14 protein-coding genes are annotated in these 18840 nt (G+C 74.6%); 8 read left to right on the top strand and 6 right to left on the bottom strand.

Annotated features, from left to right (window positions below):
* Positions 1 to 15: 15 nt before the first annotated feature.
* Both KIS93_RS17835 and KIS93_RS65320 read right to left on the bottom strand, forming a co-directional pair.
* The gene (locus tag KIS93_RS17835) at positions 16 to 996 is read right to left on the bottom strand and encodes a homocitrate synthase/isopropylmalate synthase family protein (RefSeq protein ID WP_246005306.1); all 981 of its coding nucleotides are present in this window, start codon (positions 994 to 996) and stop codon (positions 16 to 18) included.
* A complete protein-coding gene (locus tag KIS93_RS65320) occupies positions 918 to 1232 on the bottom strand; it encodes a hypothetical protein (protein ID WP_246005305.1) in 315 nt (104 codons plus the stop codon). The genes KIS93_RS17835 and KIS93_RS65320 overlap by 79 nt, the downstream gene beginning before the upstream one ends.
* A 73-nt stretch (positions 1233 to 1305) precedes the next feature.
* Between KIS93_RS65320 and KIS93_RS17830 the strand changes: the two genes are divergently transcribed.
* Positions 1306 to 2577 (top strand): citrate synthase, encoded by a 1272-nt coding sequence (locus tag KIS93_RS17830; protein ID WP_080036531.1) that lies wholly within the window; start codon positions 1306 to 1308, stop codon positions 2575 to 2577.
* A 736-nt stretch (positions 2578 to 3313) separates the two neighbouring features.
* On the opposite strand, the gene KIS93_RS65315 is transcribed toward KIS93_RS17830, so the two are convergent.
* From KIS93_RS65315 to KIS93_RS17815, 4 genes are read right to left on the bottom strand one after another with little or no spacing between them, the layout of a single operon-like run.
* Positions 3314 to 4807 carry a coiled-coil domain-containing protein gene (locus KIS93_RS65315; protein WP_246005304.1) on the bottom strand — a complete coding sequence of 498 codons (1494 nt, stop codon included), beginning with the start codon at positions 4805 to 4807 and terminating at the stop codon, positions 3314 to 3316.
* Positions 4804 to 6480, bottom strand: a complete 1677-nt coding sequence (locus KIS93_RS65310) for a coiled-coil domain-containing protein (protein WP_246005303.1) — start codon at positions 6478 to 6480, stop codon at positions 4804 to 4806. Before KIS93_RS65310 ends, KIS93_RS65315 begins: the two co-directional genes overlap by 4 nt.
* A gap of 24 nt (positions 6481 to 6504) precedes the next feature.
* Entirely contained in the window at positions 6505 to 7794 is a 1290-nt protein-coding gene (locus KIS93_RS65305) for a hypothetical protein (RefSeq protein ID WP_230465957.1), read from the bottom strand.
* A complete protein-coding gene (locus KIS93_RS17815) occupies positions 7791 to 8990 on the bottom strand; it encodes a hypothetical protein (protein ID WP_080036533.1) in 1200 nt (399 codons plus the stop codon). The genes KIS93_RS65305 and KIS93_RS17815 overlap by 4 nt, the downstream gene beginning before the upstream one ends.
* A 173-nt stretch (positions 8991 to 9163) precedes the next feature.
* On the opposite strand from KIS93_RS17815, the gene KIS93_RS17810 reads away from it, so the two are divergent.
* The 7 genes from KIS93_RS17810 (at position 9164) to KIS93_RS17780 (ending at position 18831) form a co-directional block, all read left to right on the top strand.
* Positions 9164 to 11263, top strand: coding sequence for a fibronectin type III domain-containing protein (locus KIS93_RS17810; protein ID WP_155126402.1), 2100 nt, complete (start codon positions 9164 to 9166; stop codon positions 11261 to 11263).
* A gap of 14 nt (positions 11264 to 11277) precedes the next feature.
* Positions 11278 to 12447: an AAA family ATPase gene (locus tag KIS93_RS17805; protein ID WP_230465958.1), complete on the top strand. Its 1170-nt coding sequence runs from the start codon at positions 11278 to 11280 to the stop codon at positions 12445 to 12447.
* Between the two features lie 171 nt (positions 12448 to 12618).
* Entirely contained in the window at positions 12619 to 13743 is a 1125-nt protein-coding gene (locus KIS93_RS17800) for a DUF58 domain-containing protein (RefSeq protein ID WP_155126405.1), read from the top strand.
* A gap of 467 nt (positions 13744 to 14210) precedes the next feature.
* Positions 14211 to 16217 (top strand): transglutaminase TgpA family protein, encoded by a 2007-nt coding sequence (locus KIS93_RS17795; RefSeq protein WP_155126408.1) that lies wholly within the window; start codon positions 14211 to 14213, stop codon positions 16215 to 16217.
* A 242-nt stretch (positions 16218 to 16459) separates the two neighbouring features.
* A complete protein-coding gene (locus KIS93_RS17790) occupies positions 16460 to 17431 on the top strand; it encodes a winged helix DNA-binding domain-containing protein (RefSeq protein ID WP_186404292.1) in 972 nt (323 codons plus the stop codon).
* Positions 17432 to 17489: 58 nt separating this feature from the next.
* A complete protein-coding gene (locus KIS93_RS17785) occupies positions 17490 to 18077 on the top strand; it encodes an RNA polymerase sigma factor (protein WP_080036538.1) in 588 nt (195 codons plus the stop codon).
* Positions 18070 to 18831, top strand: coding sequence for a hypothetical protein (locus tag KIS93_RS17780; RefSeq protein ID WP_080036539.1), 762 nt, complete (start codon positions 18070 to 18072; stop codon positions 18829 to 18831). The genes KIS93_RS17785 and KIS93_RS17780 overlap by 8 nt, the downstream gene beginning before the upstream one ends.
* The last annotated feature ends 9 nt before the right edge of the window (positions 18832 to 18840 follow it).

Below are 18840 nucleotides of genomic sequence, written 5' to 3'. Positions count from 1 at the left end.
TCGCTCGCGTGAGCGTCACTCGTAACCAGGGAACATCAGCGACAACTCGCGCGGGTAGGCCGCGATCAGGCGCAACTCGTCGTCCGTGAGCGGCCTGCCCGTCATCGCGTTGCACAACTGCACCAGCCGGAACGATGCCTCCTCATCGGCCACCTCCACCCCGAGCCCGTCCATGACGTGCCGGAACCCGGCCTTGCCGCCGTACTCGCCGGTCAGCACCACCCGGCCCGGCCGCGCGTGCCAGTCGTCGGGGAACGGCCCCAGCGTCGCCTCGTCGTACAGCTCGTAATTGCCGTGATCCTTCAGCGCGCCGTCGGCGTGGATGCCCGACTCGTGCGCGAACGCGTTGCGCCCCACCCCGACCTGGTTGTACGGCAGCGGCTGCCCCAGCGCGTAGCTCGCCCACAGGCCGAACCGGCGGGCCCACTCCAGGTCGAGCGCGTCCCCGATCTCCGCCGCCTCCAGCCCGAACCCGTGACGGAAGGCCAGGATCGTGGAGAGCAGGTCGGCGTTGCCCGAGCGCTCGCCGACGCCGTTCACGCAGGTGTTGATCCAGGCGTCCTGCCCGGCGTCGAGGTCGCCGAGCGCGCCCGACACCGAGTTGGCCACGGCCATGCCCAGGTCGTTGTGGCAGTGCGTCTCGACCGGCATCGCGGTGGCGGCGGCCAGCTTGGCGAACCGCTCCCGGATCCGGTCCGGCGTGTCGCCGCCGATGGTGTCGCAGTACCGTACGCGGTCGGCGCCCGCCTGCTTGGCCGCCAGCGCGAACTCCAGCAGGAACCCGTCATCCGTCCGCGAGCCGTCCTCCGCGTTCACCCCGACGGTCAGCGCGCCCGCGTCCTTGGCCACGCGGACGGCCGCCGTCATCTCCCTGATGATCGCGTCCCGGTCGAGTCGGCCGCGGAACTTGTTCTGGATCATGTAGTCGGACGTCGAGATGGACAGGTTGTAGTGCCGCAACCCGAGCGGCGCCGCCTTCTCCACGTCCTGCGGCACGCCCCGGCACCACCCGGACAGCCGCAGCTCCCGAACGCGCCCGCCTCCGCCAGCGCCACCTGCGCCCGCACGTAGGGGACCTCGTGGAAGAGGAACGGGAAGCCGATCTCGGACTGCGCCACCCCGAGCTTGGCCAGATAGAAGTTGACCATGGTCTTGCCGAACTTCGACAGGCCGGTGCGCGCGGTCTGCACGCCGTCCCGGTTGGTGACGTCGAGGAAGTGAACTTTTGGCATGCCGTCACGTTGACACGCTTGCTCAACGTGGATCAATATTGATTTTCATCAACCATAGGAGGGCTGGGCGGCGGTGGAGTGGATCGACGCGGCCACGGCCGCGCGACGGCTGGGCATCAAGCCCGCCACGCTGTACGCGTACGTGAGCCGGGGAGTGCTGCGGCGACGGCACGGCGAGGACGGGCGGCGCAGCCTCTTCTCGGCCGAGGAGATCGAACACCTCGCCCGCCGCGGCCGGCCCCGCAGCCAGCCGCCTGAGCTGGTCATCGAGTCAGCCGTGACGGCACTGGGAGTGGACCGGCCGTACTACCGCGGCATCGACGTCCTGACCCTCGCCGGAACGACCCCGTTCGAAACGGTCGCCGAATGGCTCTGGACCGGCGACCCGGGCGTGTGGCGCCCCACGCAGGGGGCGGGGCGAGGTAAGCCCGAGGGGGTGAGAGGAGGAGAGCCCGAGGGGTTCACGTGGAAGGGGCCTGAGGAGGCGTGGCGGTTCGAGCCTGAAGAGGCGTTGCGGGCCGCCGTCACCGCGCAGCGCGGCCTGCCGGACGACCTGCTGCCCCTCGACCGCCTCCAGGTGATCACCACGGTGCTCGGCGCGTCCGACACCCTCCGCTACCAGCTCGACCCCGTCTCGGTAGCCGCCACCGGCCGCCGCCTGATCGCCGGCGTGGTGGACGCCCTGCCCCCACTGTCCGACCCCCAGGGCGACTCGATCGCCGAGCGGCTGTGGTCCCGCCTGTGCCCGCACCCCGCCACCCCGGCCCTGCTCACGGCCATGGAGGCGGCGCTGGTGCTGCTCGCCGACCACGAGCTGGCCGCCTCGACGCTGGCCGCCAGGGTCGCCGCCTCCGCGAAGGCGGACCCGTACGCGGTGGTCCTGACGGGTCTCGGCGTGCTGGGCGGCCCGCTGCACGGCGGCGCCTCGTACGGTGCGGAACGCCTGCTGGCCGAGGTCGCCGAGCCGCGCGACGCCGCCCGCGTCATCGCCGAGCGGGTACGTCGCGGCGAGCGCATCCCCGGCTTCGGCCACAGCGTCTACAAGAACGGCGACGGCCGCGGCGCCGCCCTGCTCGACCTGGTCAAGCGGGCCGCCCCGGGCCACCCCCGGATCGCGGCGGCCGAGGCGGTGCTGGCCGAGATGCGGCGCCGCCGCCTCCCCGACCGCAACATCGACTTCAACCTGGCCCTCCTGTCCGCGATCAGCGGCATGGTGCCGGGCGCCGGCGAGGCCATCTTCGCGGTGGCGAGGGCGGCGGGCTGGCTGGCCCACGCCATGGAGGAGTACGAACGCGGCTCCCTCCTCCGCCTCCGCGCCTCCTACACCGGCCCCCCGATCCCGTAACCACACACCCCCACCGCCCGCCCGCCACACTCGCGCCGACCAGGCTCACGCCCGCCACGCTCGCGCCCGGCAGGCTCCCGTTCGGCAGGCTCCCGTTCGGCTGGCCCGCGCCCGCCACGTTCGCGCTGCCACGTTCGCGCCGCCACGCTTGCGCCGCCACGTTCGCGCCGCCACGTTCGCGCCGCCACGTTCGCGCCGCCACGTTCGCGCCGCCACGCTTGCGCCGCCACGCTTGCGCCGCCACGCTTGCGCCGCCACGCTTGCGCCGCCACGCTTGCGCCGCCACGCTTGCGCCGCCACGCTCGCGCCCGCCACGCTCGCGCTGGCCAGGCTTGCGCCGCCACGTTCGCGCCGGCCAGGCTGGCGCCGGCCAGGCTCGCGCCCGGCAGGCTCCCGTTCGGCCGGCCCGCGCCCGCCACGCCTGCGCCCGCCACGCCTGCGCCCGCCAGGCAACGGACCGGCGAGCAAGGAACCTGGGCCGCATAGGGCCGGGCGGCCGTGCTCGGCGCTTCGACCCGTCGGCAGCGGCCCCTGCACCACCAGCTCGCCGCTCAAGCGAAGCCCCGCTCCGTGCCGGCCCTCCGCTCAAGCGCAGGCGCACACTTCCCCGCCCTTCCGGCAAACGTGCGGGCGATAACCCGCTCGTGACGGGCGAGCGACCACCCGCGATCACCCGCTCGTGACGGGCGAGCGACCGCCCGCGATCACTCCGTGAGGGGCGAGCGACCGCCCACGATCACGTGAGGGCGGGCGTGCCCCGGTCCACGTACGCCGCCAGTGCCCGCACCCGCTCGGCATGCTGGTCGTGCCCCACGATCACCGGCGGCTCGTTGTACGGCATCGCGTCGGACGATCGCCGCAGCTTGATGTACTGTCCGCAGGCGTCGATCGCGTACGGCTCCATGTCGTCCTGCAGCGCCCCGATCACCGTGATCCCGTACGTCTCCCCGATCCTCCTGAACAGCGCCACCGCCTCCCGGCGGTGCTCCTTGCCGAGGTTGCGGCCGAGCTCGTCGAGCACGAGGCACAGGTGGCCGCCGCCGGAGGAGGCGATGGCCGCCGCGCACACCAGCTTGACGGCCTTCTCGTCCATGAGCGCCGTGTTGGCCCGCCGGTTGTACGGCACGAACCCCTGCCCTTCGCCGCGCCGCCACTTCGGCGTGACGCGCCACTGCCAGCGCTGCTCGGGGTCGGCGGGCGCGGGCGGCACCGGGAACTCGAGGGTCGCCCCGTAGCCGCCGTAGGAGGTGTCGAGCTTGTCGAACTCCTCGGCCACCCGCGTCAGCCGCGCCTTGATCGCGGCCGTGAGCGCCGCCCGGTGCACGGCCGTGGACTGGGCGGCCTCCTCGGCGCCCCTGGCCGCCGCCGACAGGTCCCGCTGGCGGGAGACGAGCTGCGCCTCGATCTGGCGCCGCTGGTGCCGCTCGTACTCCTCCTGCCCCCGCAGGTAGGACGCCAGCGCCCCGCACACCGCCGCGAACGTGGCCTGCTCGCGGGCCGTGCTGCCTTCGCGCTCGCTGAGCAGGAACCGCAGCTCCTCCGGGATCTCCGTCTCGTCCTCCGACGGGAACGTGTCGCGCAGCGCCTGGTCGAGGTGGCGTTCGGCGACCCGCCACCATTCCTCGGCCGCTCGGGGCCGCTCTTCCTCGGGCAGCGCGTCGAGCCACTCGCGGGCGGTCTCGACCGTGCCGCCCCAGTCGGCGGCCAGCGCGTCGATCTTGAGCGCCTCCCGTTCCGTCGCGACCCGCGCCTCCTGCTCGCGGGCCTGCGCGCGCTCCGCCTCGTGCCGGTGCCGGCGGCCCTCCAGCCGTTCGATCTCCATGTCTCGGGTGCGGGCGCGGAAGTCGAGCGCGCCCGCCTGCCGCTCGGCCTCGGCGACCTTCGGCGCCAGCTCCTCGACGGCGGCGACCAGCTCGGCCAGCCTGGCCCGCCGCTCGCCCAGCCTGGCCTCCACCTCGGCGAGCCGCACTCCGGCCCTGGCGCCCTCCAGCCGCCGCTGCGCCTGCGCGACCGCTTCTTCCCCCTCGTGTACGGCCTGCGCCGCGCTCTCCTGGGCGTCCTTGGCGCGGTTGAGCCGCTGCTCGGCGGCCTTGATGCGGGCCTCCCGCCCGGTCGCGACCCCGTCGAACGCGCCGACGACGCTCACCCCGGCCGCGCTGACCAGCACGGACCCGGGCAGGTCGGCCAGGGCGGCGGCGGCCTCGCCGAGCCGGTCGGCGTCGACGATCACGGCGTGCTCGTTCGGCCAGCCGCGCAGCTCACCCAGCGCGAGCCCCCGCCCCTGACCCGTCTTGCCGTAGCGGGCCTTGAGCGCCTCGCCCAGCGCCCGCTCGTCGTCGGGCCCGGGCGCGAGAGGTGGGGTGTGGGCGGCGTCGCGGGCCTGTTCGGCGACGTCGAGGGCGTCGAGCAGGCCGGTGGCCGGGATGCCGGTGGCCGCGAGCGCGTTGAGCTGGGCGGCGGCGGGCCGCCCTCGGCGTCGTCGAGCGCGGCCTGCGCGGAGGCCACCTCCTGGTCGGCCACGCCCAGCGCCTTGAGCGCCTCGTTGAGGCGCAGCCGCACCTCGCGCAGCTCCTGCTCGGCCGTGGGCACGTCGCGGCCGTCGGCGAAGCGCCGGCTCTCCTCCAGCGCGGGGATCTGCCCGCGCAGCTCGTCGGCGGAGTTCTCGGCCACGGCGCGGTCGGCGTCTAGCTTGGCCGCGCGCGCCTGCAGCGCCGACAGCTCCTTGCGGGCCTGCGAGACCTGCCGGTCGAGGGTGTCTTCCCGCAGGGTGGCGATCTCCGCCTTCACCATGGCGATCGCCTCGGCCGCCGCCTCGCCGGCGGCGCGGTGGCGCTGGAGGTCGGCGGCCAGCGCCTCGTCCTTGGCCGCGGCGTCGGCCAGCTTGCGCGCCTGCCGCCCGCGCCAGCACCGCAGCGCGTCGGCCAGCCGGATGCGGGCCTGGTCTCTCCGGTCGAACGTGGTCAGCAGCGCCTTCGACTCGGCCTCGAACTCGGCCAGCCGGTCGGCGGCCTGCGCCGCGCGCACCCGCTTGGCGTGCTCGTCGCGGCGGGCCTCGCGCTCCTGCTCCAGCTCGGCGTCGAGGCCGGTCAGCGCGGCGATGGCCTCGAAGACGCGCTCGGGGGAGATCTCGTTGAGCGGCTGGGAGAGCAGGTTGGTGGCGACCTTGCTGCGCACGGACGTGGACAGGAACGACACGCACCTGACCTTGTCGCCGTACAGCACCTTCGTCAGGTCGCGGGCCACGACGTCGCGCTTGCCGGCGGACTTCGGCAGCGACGCCCAGATCTCGTCGGCCCGCGCCACCCGCTCGGCCTCGGACGGTGACGCCGCCAGGTGCACGCCCTCCCGCCAGCGGATCTCCAGGTGCGGCGCCTCCTGGTTGACCTTCAGCCACACGGTCAGCGCCCCGCCCGAGGTGTCGGGCACCTCGAACAGCTCCCCGCCGTCCTCGGCGAGCACGAGCTCCCCATCGGCCGTCGTCGCCCCGGAGCCGCCCTGCTCGCCGCTGGAAGCGGTGTCGTGCGTGGGCGGGTCGAAGCCGTTCATGCCGGGCGGCCCGAAGACGCCGACGATGTAGCCGTGGTCGGCGCTCGCCCACTGCCGGGACCCGGCGCCGCTGGCCAGCTCCGCGTTGAACAGCAGCTCCGACACCGCCTTGGCGCCCGAGGCGAAGCGCCACTGCTCGTCACCGAGCAGCGCCGTGATCGAGGCGATGAACGACGACTTGCCCGCCCCGTTGGAGTCTTTCGGCCCCGCGCCCGCCACGACGATGAGCGTGCCGGGGACGGTGGGCACGGGATGGGTCGACAACCGTGAGATGTTGACCGCCTGCATGGCGATCAGCACCCGGTCTCCGACGACGTTCTCCACCTGCGACACCTCGAACCCCCGTAACCCTTCCATCCGTGACGAACGCTGACATGGCCCTCATCGGGCCGATCTTCGGGCGAGTACGGCCGCCGCGAGCGGCGTGTTGGGCCCGGCCGCGAGGATCAGCTCCTCCTGCAACCGCCGCCGCGCCGCCGGGGTGAGCCGGTGGAACTGCGGCCCTGGCACGTAGCCGCCCGCCTCCTCGCCCGCCTTCACCTGGCCGAGCAGCCCCGCGTGCCGCAACGACCGCAGCGCCGACTCCAGCTCGCCGATCGGGAGCTGGGTGTGCCGGCGCAGCTCCTCGACCGGCGTGGGGTGCGGCGACAGCCACGAATCCTCCGGCAGCAGCCCCTCGGCGCGCGGGATGGCCACAGAATGCACCAGCACGAGCGTCAGCACCGCCCGCTCGCTGACCCCCAGCGGCCCGCGCGCCGTCTCGGGCAGGCCATCGGCACCGAGTGCGCCGATCGCGGCGGCGACGCCGTCGTCGTAGCCGGAGGTCCAGCGGTCGCGGTGCTGGATCAGCGTGCGGCCGCGCCTGGCCAGCATCTCGCCCAGCGTGTGCCGCAGCGCCGGGTCGCGCAGGGCGGCGAAGCGCGCCTCCTGCACCGGCTCGGCGGCGTGCTCGACCACCATGAAGGCGGCCACCAGCTCGGCCCGCCGCCGCTCGTCGTAGCCGCCCAGCAGGTCGTCGAACTCGGCCGCCCCGCCCTCGACCCGCCCGCCCCCTCCGGCGCTCTCGGGGACGATCTCGACCATGTCATCCGGCGGTGGATCGGAGGTGCCCGACCGGGCCGCCGCGACGATGTCGGCGTCGCCCACCACCGTCAGCTCCGCGCGTTCGGGCTCGGGCAGCCGCCGCACCAGCTCCTGGAGCTGCGCGTGCGCCTCCACCGGCCACAACGCGCAGCGCGGCCCGAGCAGCACCACGCCGTCGTCGAGCACGATCCAGGCCGAGTCGTGCAGCCGCCGCAGCGCCCCCCGCGCCCAGTTGCGCATGAGATCGTCGGTGCGCCCGATCAGCTCCCGGTAGGTGTCGAGCACCAGCTCCACCGGCGCCGGGTCGCCAGGCCAGGGATCCACGGACAGGTCGGTCCAGCAGCACTTGAGCACCGCGGCCAGGACGCGGCGGGTCTCGCCGGACCGCTCCACGGGCACGGGCGTCACCTGGTGCTCCTCCAGGAGCGACGGCGTCGCCCCGTCGGGCCACACCGGCAGGGCCTCGCCGGTGGAGTCGGGCCGGGTCAGCCGCGCCATGCCGGGCGGCGCGGGCACCCCGGCGCCGAGCCGCGCGGGCCCGTACGCGCGCACGAGCGCGTGGGCGACAGCGGATTGGCGGGCGGTCATGAGGCGCGCTCCAGGTAGCCGTGGGAGAGCCAGGCGGGCTCGCGGTCGGGATCGACGCTCAGCCCGTCGGACCAGACGAGCCGGTAGGGCAGCTCGGGCCGCAGGTCGACGGTGGTCAGGTCGGCCAGCACCCGCCGCGCCGCCACCCAGTCGGAGCCCAGCACGTCGGCCAGCGCCACCCGGGAGGCGTCGCCGAGCAGCGACTCGGCCATCTGGGTGAGCCGTTCGAGCGCAGCGCTGGGCGAGGAGTCGAGCGAGGACTCGGGGCCGGGGTCGGGCAGCGTGGAGCGCGGGGGAGTGGGCTGGGCGGGGGCGGGCCGGGGCGCCTCGTCGACGGCACGGGCGATGGCGGCCGGATCGTGCCAGGGCGCGGGCGCGTCGAAGACGAACCCGTCGAGCACGGCCGCCAGCCGCTCCCGGGACGCGGTCTGCGCGAACGTCCGCCACGTCTCGGTGGGCAGCAGCGTGAGGTTGCGGGTGGTGCCGGCGGAGTCGGCCAGCCGGCCGGCGGCGCGGCGCGAGGCGTCGCTGTAGGCGTAGATGGCGGCCCGCAGGTCGGTGCAGACGCGGTCGAGCTCGGGCCAGCGGGTCAGGATCGTGCCGTGCAGGCTCTGCGCGCGCCGCGCGATCTCCTCGGTGCCCCACAGCTTGGGCGCCTGCTCGCGCAGCTCCTCGATGGTGCCGGTGGTGAGCGTGATCAGCTCCAGCGCCCACAGCCGGAACGCCCGCGCCAGGTTGAGCGCGCTCTGCCGGGCCTCCTCCATGGTGGTGCGCGGGTCGGCGACGTTGAGGTCTTCGAGCGCGAGGAGCCGGTGCATCTCGGACTGGCCGCCGTCGTCCATCATCCGCCTGATGAACATCAGCCCCACCACGCTGGTGAACGAGGCGCGGTAGCGCAGCTGGTTGGGCTTGGGGAACACCTCGCGGATGGCGCCGAGCCCCTTGAGCACGCGCAGCCGGTTGTCGAACTGGTCGGTGGGGTAGGCGCGGCAGGCGAAGCGCATCTGCTCGTGCGTCAGCCACTCCTCGCCCGCCTCGGCGAACGCGGCGAACAGCGTCTCGGCGATGTCGACCAGGGCCGGATCGTCGACCACCGCCCCGCTGTCGCGGGCCAGCGCGGCGAACATGCGGCGGTAGGTGGACAGGACCGCCTCGTCGGTGAGGACGGAGTCGAGGGTCAGGGGCTGTTCGGACACGGGCTCTAAGGTACGGCTTCGCACCGACACTCTTGGCACTGTCGCCCCTGCGCTCCCATGGCTACCAGCCGGTACATACACGTAAGGGACGTCCGGGCGCTAGGGTGATGCCCGTTATTCCGGGGCGAAACGCTCCCGAGTCGTACAAACCGGGGTGGGTAAGCAAGGTGGGCGTGCTCCGAGGCGATCGTGCCACGGCGGTGATCGCCGGAGCGGCGGCCGTGGTCCTGGTCGCCGTGGCGGCGTGGTTCGGCGTGGGCGTCTCCAGCGCCAACCCCAAGCTGGCCGACGTCGGCGCCTGGTTGTGGACCAAGGCCCGCGGCAAGATCGTGCACGTCAACGGCCTGTCCGGTGAGGTGGACGGCTACCTCGACGACAAGGCCGGCCGTCAGCTCCGCGTCGTCCAGGACGGCGGCGACGTCCTGCTCGTGGACGACCGCACCGGGTACGTCAGCCGCGTCGAGCCCAGCCAGCTCAGCGTCACCGGCACCCGCGACTTCGGCGCCGCCGGGACGCAGCTCGCCATGTCGGGCGGCACCGCCTACGCCGTGGACCCGGCGGCCGGCAAGGTCCAGCAGATCGACCCCGTCACGCTCGACACCGTCGGCGCCCCGCTCACCCTGCCGGGGCCGCTCGGCGCCGCCCGCGTCGACGGCGGCGGCCGCCTGTGGGTGCCCGTGACGGCGCGCGGCCAGGTCGTCCCCGTCGCGAACGGCACGGCGCAGAGCCCCGTCAAGGTCGGCGAGCCCGGCGAGGAGCTGTCGGTCACCATCGCCGACGGCCGGCCCGTCGTCGTCAACACCCGCGCCGCCACCGCCACGATCATCGGCTCCGACGGCGGCGTCGGCGAGATCACCCTGCCCAAGGGCGTGGCCCAGGCCGCCAAGGGCGGCGCCCTCACCCCGGCCACCACCGAGGGCCCCCTCGTGCCCATCCTGTCGCCCGGCGACTCCGGCCTGCTCGTCGTCATCGACACCGGCTCCAACGCCGTCCTCAGCACCAAGTTCACCACCGCGGACCCATCCGACCTGGGGGTGCCGCAGGTGCTCGGCAGCAAGGTGTACGTGCCGGACCGGGGCAGCGGCTCGCTGATCGTCTGGGACAGCGCGGCGGGCGGCCGCCCGACCACGCTCCAGGTCGCGCAGGGGCCCGGGCCGGTGGACGTGTTCGTCAAGGACGGGCTGCTCTGGGCGAACGACGAGAACGGCGACAAGGCCGTCGTCATCGACCCCGAGGGCCGCAAGCACGACGTGGACAAGGACGACTCCGACGTACCGGGGCCGACCAGCACCCCCAAGCCCAGGCAGACCCCCAGCACCCGCCCCACCCAGCCCGAGCGGGAGCCGGACGCGGACCCCGACCCGGACCCCGTCAGGACCACCCAGCGTCCCACGACCACCCCGACGCCCCCGCGTGAGACGCCCACCAGGACGCCCTCCCAGACGCCGTCGGCCGCCGCGCCCTCCGCGCCCGGCGCCGTCACCGCCAGGTCGGGCCCCGGCAAGGTGACGATCACATTCAGCGCGTCCACCGGCGGCAAGGTCGAGCGATACACGCTCAAGACCTCCGGCGACGGCAGGTCCACCCCGCAGTCGGTGGACGCGGGCGGGCCGTTCCAGTTCGAGTTCACGGGCGGCGACTGCGCGAACGAGTACACGTTCACCGTGGTCGCCCACTGGTCGGGCGGCGAGGTGGAGTCCGAGCCCAGCGCCGGCGTGCGGCCGTGCGTGGCGCCCGGCTCGCCGACCGGGTTCGCCGCCAAGGCCAGGAACCGGGGGGCCGAGCTCACCTGGACCGCCCCCGAAGGGGCCGACGACGCCACCACGTACGAGCTGACCGGCGCCGCCACGAACAGCGGCATCAAGGGCACCTCGTTCACCGTGGACGGCCTCAAGAACAACCAGAAGCACACCTTCAAGCTCAAGGCCAGGAACGCCGCCGGCGAGAGCCCCGAGGTGGCCACGGCCGAGGTGGACCTGGCCTACCCGCGCCAGCAGTACAAGAACGCCAGCAACAACGACACGAACACGCTCATCCGCCCCGGCCCCTCGGCCAGCGGCGAGGCCGGGAAGATCCCGAAGGGGGAGTACATCACCCTGACCGTGATCTGCCAGGTCAAGGGCGCTTCGTACACCGACACCTCCACCGGGAAGACCAGCGACATCTGGAACCGGATCGAGAGCCAGTACGGCAACGGCTACCTGAACGACACTCTGGTCGCGACTCCGGACGGCGGTTTCCCCGAGGGGCCGCTCTTCGAGTGCACCGACTGAGAAGGGGGACTCAGTTGACCCAGTACAACTTCGACCAGCAGCCGTACCAGCAGCAGCCGGGGGCGGCGGCGTACGAGCAGCCCTACCAGCAGCAGCCTGTCTACGATCAGCAGCCCTACCCGCAACAGCCCACCTACGACCAGCAGGCCCACCAGCAGCCCGCCTACGATCAGCAGGCCCACCAGCAGCCTTCCTATGACCAGCAGGCCCTTCAGCCGCAACAGCAGCCGCAGCAGCAGCTCGCCGGCCAGTTCGCGCAGCGCTTCCAGCTCCTCGCCACCAACATCGAGCGGATCATCCGCGGCAAGCACGAGGCCATCGAGCTGGCGCTGATCTGCCTGTTCGCCGAGGGGCACCTGCTGGTCGAGGACGTGCCCGGCACCGGCAAGACCACGCTCGCCCGCTCGCTGGCCGCCAGCGTGGACGCGGAGTGGCGGCGCATCCAGTTCACGCCCGACCTGCTGCCCAGCGACATCACCGGCGTGTCGATCTTCAACCAGGCGCACCAGAAGTTCGAGTTCCACCAGGGGCCGGTCTTCGCCAACATCGTGCTCGCCGACGAGATCAACCGCGCCTCGCCCAAGACGCAGGCCGCGCTGCTGGAGGTGATGGAGGAGCGCCGGGTCACGGTCGACGCCGAGCCGCACCCGGTGCCCCGGCCGTTCCTCGTGGTCGCCACGCAGAACCCCGTCGACATGGACGGCACCTACCCGCTGCCAGAGGCCCAGCTCGACCGGTTCCTGATGAAGATCTCCGTCGGGTACCCGGACCACGCGTCGGAGGTCGAGGTGCTCAAGGGCATGCCGACGGGGCCGCAGGTGGAGCGGCTGCCCGTGGTGGCCCGGTCGTCGGACGTCGCCGGCATGATCGACTTCGCCTCGCGCATCCACGTGGCCGACCCCGTCTACGACTACATCGTGGCCGTGTGCGCCGCCACCCGTACCAGCCCCCACCTGCGGCTCGGCGCCAGCCCTCGGGGGAGCCTCGCGCTGCTGCGCGCCGCCCGCGTCAAGGCCGCCGCGGCCGGGCGGCACTACGTGGTGCCCGAGGACGTCAAGGCGCTGGCCGTCCCCGTGCTGGCCCACCGCCTGATCCTCACGCCGGAGGCCGAGCTGCGCGAGGTCACCGCGGCCGCCGCGCTCGGCGAGATCCTCGCCGGGATGCCGGTGCCGCAGGCGGCGTAGGTGCACCCCCAGCCGCCGGCCCCGCACACCTCGCCGCCGACCCCACCCGCCCCACCGCCGGCGGCCCCGCCCGCCTCCGCACCGGTTCCGCCCGCGTCGGTTCCGCCCGCGTCGGTTCCGTCCGCGTCGGTTCCGCGCGCGTCGGCGCAGCCCCCGGCGGTTGCTCGGCCCGTGTCGGCGGAGCCCGCGCCGGTCGCGCGGCTCGTCGCGGTGCTGACGCCGCTGGGGTGGGGGACGCTCGCCGGGGCCGTCGTGCTGTACGCCGCCGGGTTCGCGCTCGGTTACCCGGAGCCCGTCGTGCTCGCCACGGGCGCGGTCCTCGCGCTGGTGACCGCCCTGGCGTGGACCGCTCCCAAGCCCCGGCTGGAGGTGCACCGGGAGGTCACCCCGCTCAAGGTGCCGCGCGGCGACGCCGCCGTGGCCGTCCTGAACGTGACCAACCTCGGCAGCCGAAGCCTTTCCGGGCTGCGGGCCCAGGACCGGATCGGCCCGTCCGAGCACACGATCGACCTGCCCAGACTGCCCAAGGGAGCGGCGCGCACCGTGTCGTACCCGCTGCCGACCGGCACGCGCGGCGAGATCCCCGTCGGGCCGCTCGTGCTGGTGCGCGCCGACCCGTTCGGGCTGACGCGCCGGGTCCGTGAGTACGGCCTGCCCGCCACCCTCCTGGTACGCCCGCGCACCGTCCCCCTGCCCGTCCCGCCCTCCGGCAAGGCCCACCACCTGGAGGGCCCTGCCAGCGACAACGCGCCCGCAGGCACGGTCACCTTCCATACCCTGCGCGAGTACGTCGTCGGCGACGACCTGCGGCACATCCACTGGCGCTCCAGCGCCCGCACCGGCACCCTCATGGTCCGCCAGCTCATCGACGCCAGCCTGCCCACCACGACGGTCCTGCTCGACACCCGCGCCCTGACGGAGCCGGCCGTGGACGCCGCCGCCTCGGCCGCCGTCGCCGCCGCCCGGGCCGGCTTCCCGGTACGCGTCCTGACCGGCGAGGGCCCGGTGGCCGACACCAAGACCGACGCCGAGAGCGTCTTGGACCGGCTCGCCCTGGTACGCCCCGGCACGTCCGGGGTCACGGAGGCGCTGCGGATGGCACGCGGCGGCGGGGCGCTGGTGCTGGTGACGGGCGACCCGGCGGAGGCGGGCCGGGTCGCGGGGGCACGCCGCCGCTTCGACCGCGTCATCTGCGTGTACGTCGGCCCCGCCCCGGCCCCGGCCGGCCCGCCCGGGGTGACGGTCGTCCCGATCACGTCTTTGGACGAACTGCCCATGGCCTGGGGGCCCCGATGACCCACGGCCCCCACCCCGTCCCCTCACCCAGCACCCCCACCGACGCCCACCTCAGCGCGCCGGGCGGTCACGGCCTGCGGAGCGGCCCAGGCAGGCACAGCGCCCCAAGCGGCCACGGCGTCCAGGCCGATCACAGCGTCCCGAGCGGGCAAGGCGGTCACGGTGCCCCGAGCGGCCAAGGCAGGCACAGCGCCCCGAGCCGCCACGGCGCGCCGGGCGATCACAGCCTCCCGAGCGGGCACGGTGGATACGGCATCCCGAGCGCTCACGGCGTTCCGAGCAGTCACAGTGCCCCGAGCGGGCATGACGTCCCGAGCGGGGCTAGCACCCCGAGCGGGGCTGGCACTCTCAGCGGGCGTAACACCCGGAGCAGGCGCGGCGACCGGAGCGGGCGGGGCGACCGGAGCGGGCGGGGTGGGGCCGGTGGGGAGAGCGGGCCGTGGTGGCGGCGTGTCGCCGGGCTCGGGGTGGTCGCCGCGCTGGCCGCCGTGGCGGGCTGGGGTTTTCATCGGGTGTTCCCCGGCACCGAGCTGGTCCTGGTGATCATTCCCGCCGCGACCGCCCCCGCCGTCGTCGCCGCCCTGACGCGCACCCGCCCGCTCTGGCTGGCCCTGATCCTGGACGTCGTCCTCTGGGTGGCCGGCACCGTCCCCCTGTACGGGACGTTGTCCCCGACCGTCCCGGCCGACGTCGCGAACGCCTGGCACGCCCTGCTGACCACCCTGCTCCCCGCCCAGCCGGACCCGGAGCTGCTGGTCCTCGTGCACACGCTCGTCTGGGCGGCGGCCGTGGCGGGCGCGGAGACGCTGACCCGCACCGGCACGCGGATCGCCGCCGCGCTGCCCGCCCTGGCCGTCTACGGTGTGGCGCTGCTGCTGGGCGTGGACGGTGAGGGCTCGAACCTGCCGGTCGCGGCGGCGCTGTTCGTGCTGATCGCGGCCCTGGCGGTGATCAGGGACGGCCGCCCGCCGGTGTGGCTGCTGGCCGGGGTCCCGGCCGCCGCCGCGATGGCCGCGCTGGCGGTGGTGGCGGGCCCGCTGCTGCCGATCGCCGCCGAGCCGTACAACCCCCGGCAGGACGCCGACCCGCCCCCGCCCGCCCGCGTGGACAGCGTCAGCCCCCTGGACCGGGTGTCGGCGTGGTTGCAGATCCCGGACCGGGAGTTGTTCACGGTCAAGGCCGACCGGCCGCAGAACTGGCGGCTGGCGGTGCTCGACCGTTATGACGGCGTTCGCTGGACCTCGGGCGCCCGCTTCCAGCCGACCGGGGGCCGCGTCCCGGCGGGGGAGTGGACGGGCGCGGCCGAGGTGGTGCGGCAGCGCGTCACGTTCGGCGGTCTGCCGGGCACGTGGCTGCCCGCCGCCGAGCGGCCCGAGAAGGTGACGGGCGTGCGCGGCCTGGCGGTGGACCCGTCGAGCGGTTCGCTGCTGACCACGACCAAGCCGGCCAAGGGGTTCAGCTACGAGGTGACCTCGCGCGTGCCGGAGCCGACCAAGCAGGACCTCCTGGCCGCCGCCCCGGTGCGGGACGCGGCCCTGACCGCCTTTCCCGACGGCCCTCAGGAGCAGCTGTTCCGGCGGCTCGCCCGGCAGGCGGTCAAGGGCGCCGAGGAGCCGATCAGGCAGGCGTACCGGCTGCAGAGCTATCTGCGCACGAGCGCCGCCTACGACGTGACCGCGCCGCCCGGGCACTCGCTCAAGAGCCTGGAGTTCTTCCTGCAGACGACGCACAGGGGGACGTCGGAGCAGTTCGCGGCGACGTTCGCGTTGATGGCCAGGACGCTGGGGCTGCCGTCGCGGGTGGTCGTGGGGTTCAGGCCGGGGCAGGCGTCCGGCGGGGTTTATCACGTTAAGTCCGGACATGTCATGGCGTGGGCGGAGATCAAGTTCGAGGGGCTGGGGTGGCGGCCGTTCTACCCGACGCCGGGACGCAGCGGCGCCAAGGACGACCACGAGGTGGCCTCCTCGGCGATCGAGGAGAGCGAGAAGCTGGAGGACGAGCTCGCCCGCGGCGGCGACCGGCCGAAGACGTCCGAGCCGCAGGCCGCCGACCAGGGCGAGGAGGCGGCGGGCGGGCCCGACCCGTGGCTGGTCGCGGCGGTGGCGGCGGGCGGGCTGCTGGTGGCGTACGCGGGGGTGGTGGCCGTCGTGCCGTGGCGGCGCAGGCACGGCCGGCGCCGCGCCCCGGACGCGGGGCAGCGGGTGCTGGGGGCGTGGCGGCAGGCGTGCGACGACCTGGGGTTGCGGGGTGAGCACGCGCTGACGGCGGGCGACGTGGTGTCCCGCCAGCCGGGCGATATTTCCGTACATCTCCAGCCGTTGGCCGAAATTTCCAATTTCGTGCGGTACGCCCCCGAAAGCGTCACCGACGCCGCCGCCACCGAAGCCTGGCACCACAGCGACGCCATCCGCCGAGCCGCCCGCGCCCGCACCCCCTTCCTCACCCGCCTCCGCATGCGCCTCCTCCTCCGATGACCCCCGGCCACGAGCAGCACCGAGCCCCTACGACGACGGCCCCCTCACGAGGGACGTCCCGCCTGGCGGCCTGCTCGTGAGGGATGACCAGCCTGGCGACGGTCTGCTCGCGAGGGGTGTCCGACGTGACGGCGGCCCGCCCGAGAGGGGTGTCCAGCCTGGCGGCGCCCCGCTCGCGAGGAGCATCCAGCCTGGCGGCGGCCCGGCCGCGAGAAGTGTCGGGCCCCTGGGATGATCCCTTCATGAGAAGTGTCGAGGCCCAGCTCCTGCACCGCCCGCCCGGCCTGACCGGGGGCGAGATCGTCCGGGCGCTGGGGGCGGTGCAGGCCCAGGACGTCCCCTCGGCGCTGCTCGCCTTCCGCGCCCGCTCCGCCACCCTCACCCCGGCGGACGTCGAGGCGGCCTGGGAGGGGCGCGAGATCGTCCGGACGTGGGGCCCGCGCGGCACCCTCCACTTCGTGCACGCCGACGACCTGCCCTGGCTGCACGCCCTGACCGGCAGCGTCACCGGCACCCTGCGCCGCCTCGCCGAGGAGGGCGTCACGGGCGACGACCTCCTCCCGCTCATCACCGGCGCCCTCGAAGGCCAGGGCCCGCTCACCAAGGCCGACCTGGAGGAGCGCCTCAAGGGCCGGGCCCGCGGCCAGGGCGTCGTGCACCTGGTGGCGCTGGCCGCCCACCACGGCCTGGCCGTCCTGGGCCCGCAGCGCGCCGGCAAGCCCACGTACGTGCACGCCGCCGACTGGCTCGGCGCCCCCGTCCGTCCCGAGCCCGACCGCGACCGGGCGCTCAGGGAGCTGGCCATCCGCTACCGCCGCGCCCACCACCCGGCCACCCCCGACGACCTGGCCGCCTGGTCGGGCCTGCCGCTCGGCGCGGCCCGCACGGCCTGGGGCCTGAGCGCCGCGCCCCCGCCGCCGCCCGCAGAGGAGCCCGCAGAGGAGCCCGCGACGGTACGCCTCGCGCCCGCCTTCGACGAGTACGTGCTGGGCTGGCGCAGCAGGGACCCCGTCCTGGCCCCCGAGCACGCGAAGAAGGTGTTCCCAGGGGGCGGCGTCCTGCGGCCGGTCGTGCTCGTCGGCGCCATGATCAGGGGCGTGTGGGCGAGGAAGGGCGCCCAGGTGACCGTGCAGCCGTTCGGCGAGCTGCCCGACGTGGACGACGAGATCGCGGACGTGCGCCGCTTCCTCAACAATCCCCCGCGAAAGCCGTGAAAGCGATCCGGTGCATCGGGTGATACCTGATGAGAACCGATCCATCGGAAGGTTGCACATGACGGGGGAGACCATCGCGGCCACGGTGCCCTGGACGGCCCGCGCGCCCGGGGCCGCCCAGCACACGCTGGACGACGCCGACGCGTTCGCCGCCGTCTTCGACACGTACTTCGGCGAGATCCACGCCTACGTCGCCCAGCGGCTCGGCCCCGACATCGCCGAGGACATCGTGGCCGAGACGTTCCTCACCGCGTTCCGCAAGCGCGCCCAGTACGACCCGTCCCGCGCGGGGGTGCGGGCCTGGCTGTACGGGATCGCCACGAACCTCATCGGCAAGCACCGCCGCCTGGAGGCGCGCACCCTGCGCGCGCTCGGCCGCTGCGGCCCCGACACCGACGCGCCCGGCCACGAGGAGTCCGTGGCGGTGCGGGTCAGCGCCCAGAGCCTGCGCCCCGAGCTGGCCGCCGCCCTGGCCGCGCTGGACCGGCGCGACCGCGACGTGCTGCTGCTGGTCGCGCTGGCCGGGCTCAGCCACGACGAGATCGCCACCGCGCTCGGCATCCCGTACGGCACCGTCGGCTCCCGCCTGAGCCGCGCCCGCAGGAAACTGCGCGGCCGGCTGGGGGAGGTGCGCGAGGATGGATGAGCTGATCCGCGAGCTGTACGGCAAGCCGCAGCCCGGCCCGCACGCCCAGACCAGGGTGTGGCGGCGCGTCACGGCCCGCCGCCGGCGCCGCCGCCTGTCCTGGCTGGCGGTCGTCCCGGCGCTCGCCGCCGCCCTCGCGCTGTTCCTGCTGATCCCGCGCGGACAACCCATGGAGCCCGGCAGGCAGATCCTGTTGACCGCCGCCACCTCGGCCGCGTCCGCCACCTCGCGGGGGACGTACTGGCACGTCAAGAAGCTGCACGACGGCGCCAGGGAGACCGAGCTCTGGGTGACCAGGCAGGGGCGGGCGTGGACCGCCGAGCAGGGGCGCGTCACCCGCGTCACCGGGCGTTCGCCGTTCAGCATGGCCGGCCGGGACCTGACCTACGACCAGATCCAGGCCCTGCCCGCCGACCCCGGTGAGCTGCGCGAGCGGGTCGCCGCGATGCTGCCCGCCGGCTCCGAGGGGCTGCTCGCCGACGCGCTCAGCGGCCTGCTGTGGACGAAGCCGTCCCCGCCGGGCGTGCGCGCCGCCGCCTACCGGGCGCTCGCCGACCTGCCCGAGGTCCGCTACCTCGGCCCCGCCACGGACGAGCGGGGGCGGGCCGGCTCCGCGTTCTCCTTCGGCCTGCCCTCCGGCTCCCGCCGGACGCTGATCATCGATCCGGGCACCTCCCAGGTGCTGTCCAGCGAGGACGGCACCCGCTCCGAGCTCGTCCTCGTGGCCGGCTGGACCGACGAGGGGCCCCGCTAAAAGACCCGC

Origin of the sequence: [Actinomadura] parvosata subsp. kistnae, from assembly GCF_900323885.1 — a bacterium.
In the GTDB taxonomy this organism is placed as follows: domain Bacteria; phylum Actinomycetota; class Actinomycetes; order Streptosporangiales; family Streptosporangiaceae; genus Nonomuraea; species Nonomuraea composti.
This window is presented reverse-complemented; position numbering and strand designations above follow the sequence as displayed.

Bases quoted from the DNA above. Each gene is read 5' to 3' on its own strand.
- KIS93_RS65320 (WP_246005305.1), bottom strand. From the start codon at position 1,232: ATGCCAAAAGTTCACTTCCTCGACGTCACCAACCGGGACGGCGTGCAG.
- KIS93_RS65310 (WP_246005303.1), bottom strand. From the start codon at position 6,480: ATGGAAGGGTTACGGGGGTTCGAGGTGTCGCAGGTGGAGAACGTCGTC.
- KIS93_RS65305 (WP_230465957.1), bottom strand. From the start codon at position 7,794: ATGACCGCCCGCCAATCCGCTGTCGCCCACGCGCTCGTGCGCGCGTAC.
- KIS93_RS17790 (WP_186404292.1), top strand. From the start codon at position 16,460: ATGAGAAGTGTCGAGGCCCAGCTCCTGCACCGCCCGCCCGGCCTGACC.
- KIS93_RS17785 (WP_080036538.1), top strand. From the start codon at position 17,490: ATGACGGGGGAGACCATCGCGGCCACGGTGCCCTGGACGGCCCGCGCG.
- KIS93_RS17780 (WP_080036539.1), top strand. From the start codon at position 18,070: ATGGATGAGCTGATCCGCGAGCTGTACGGCAAGCCGCAGCCCGGCCCG.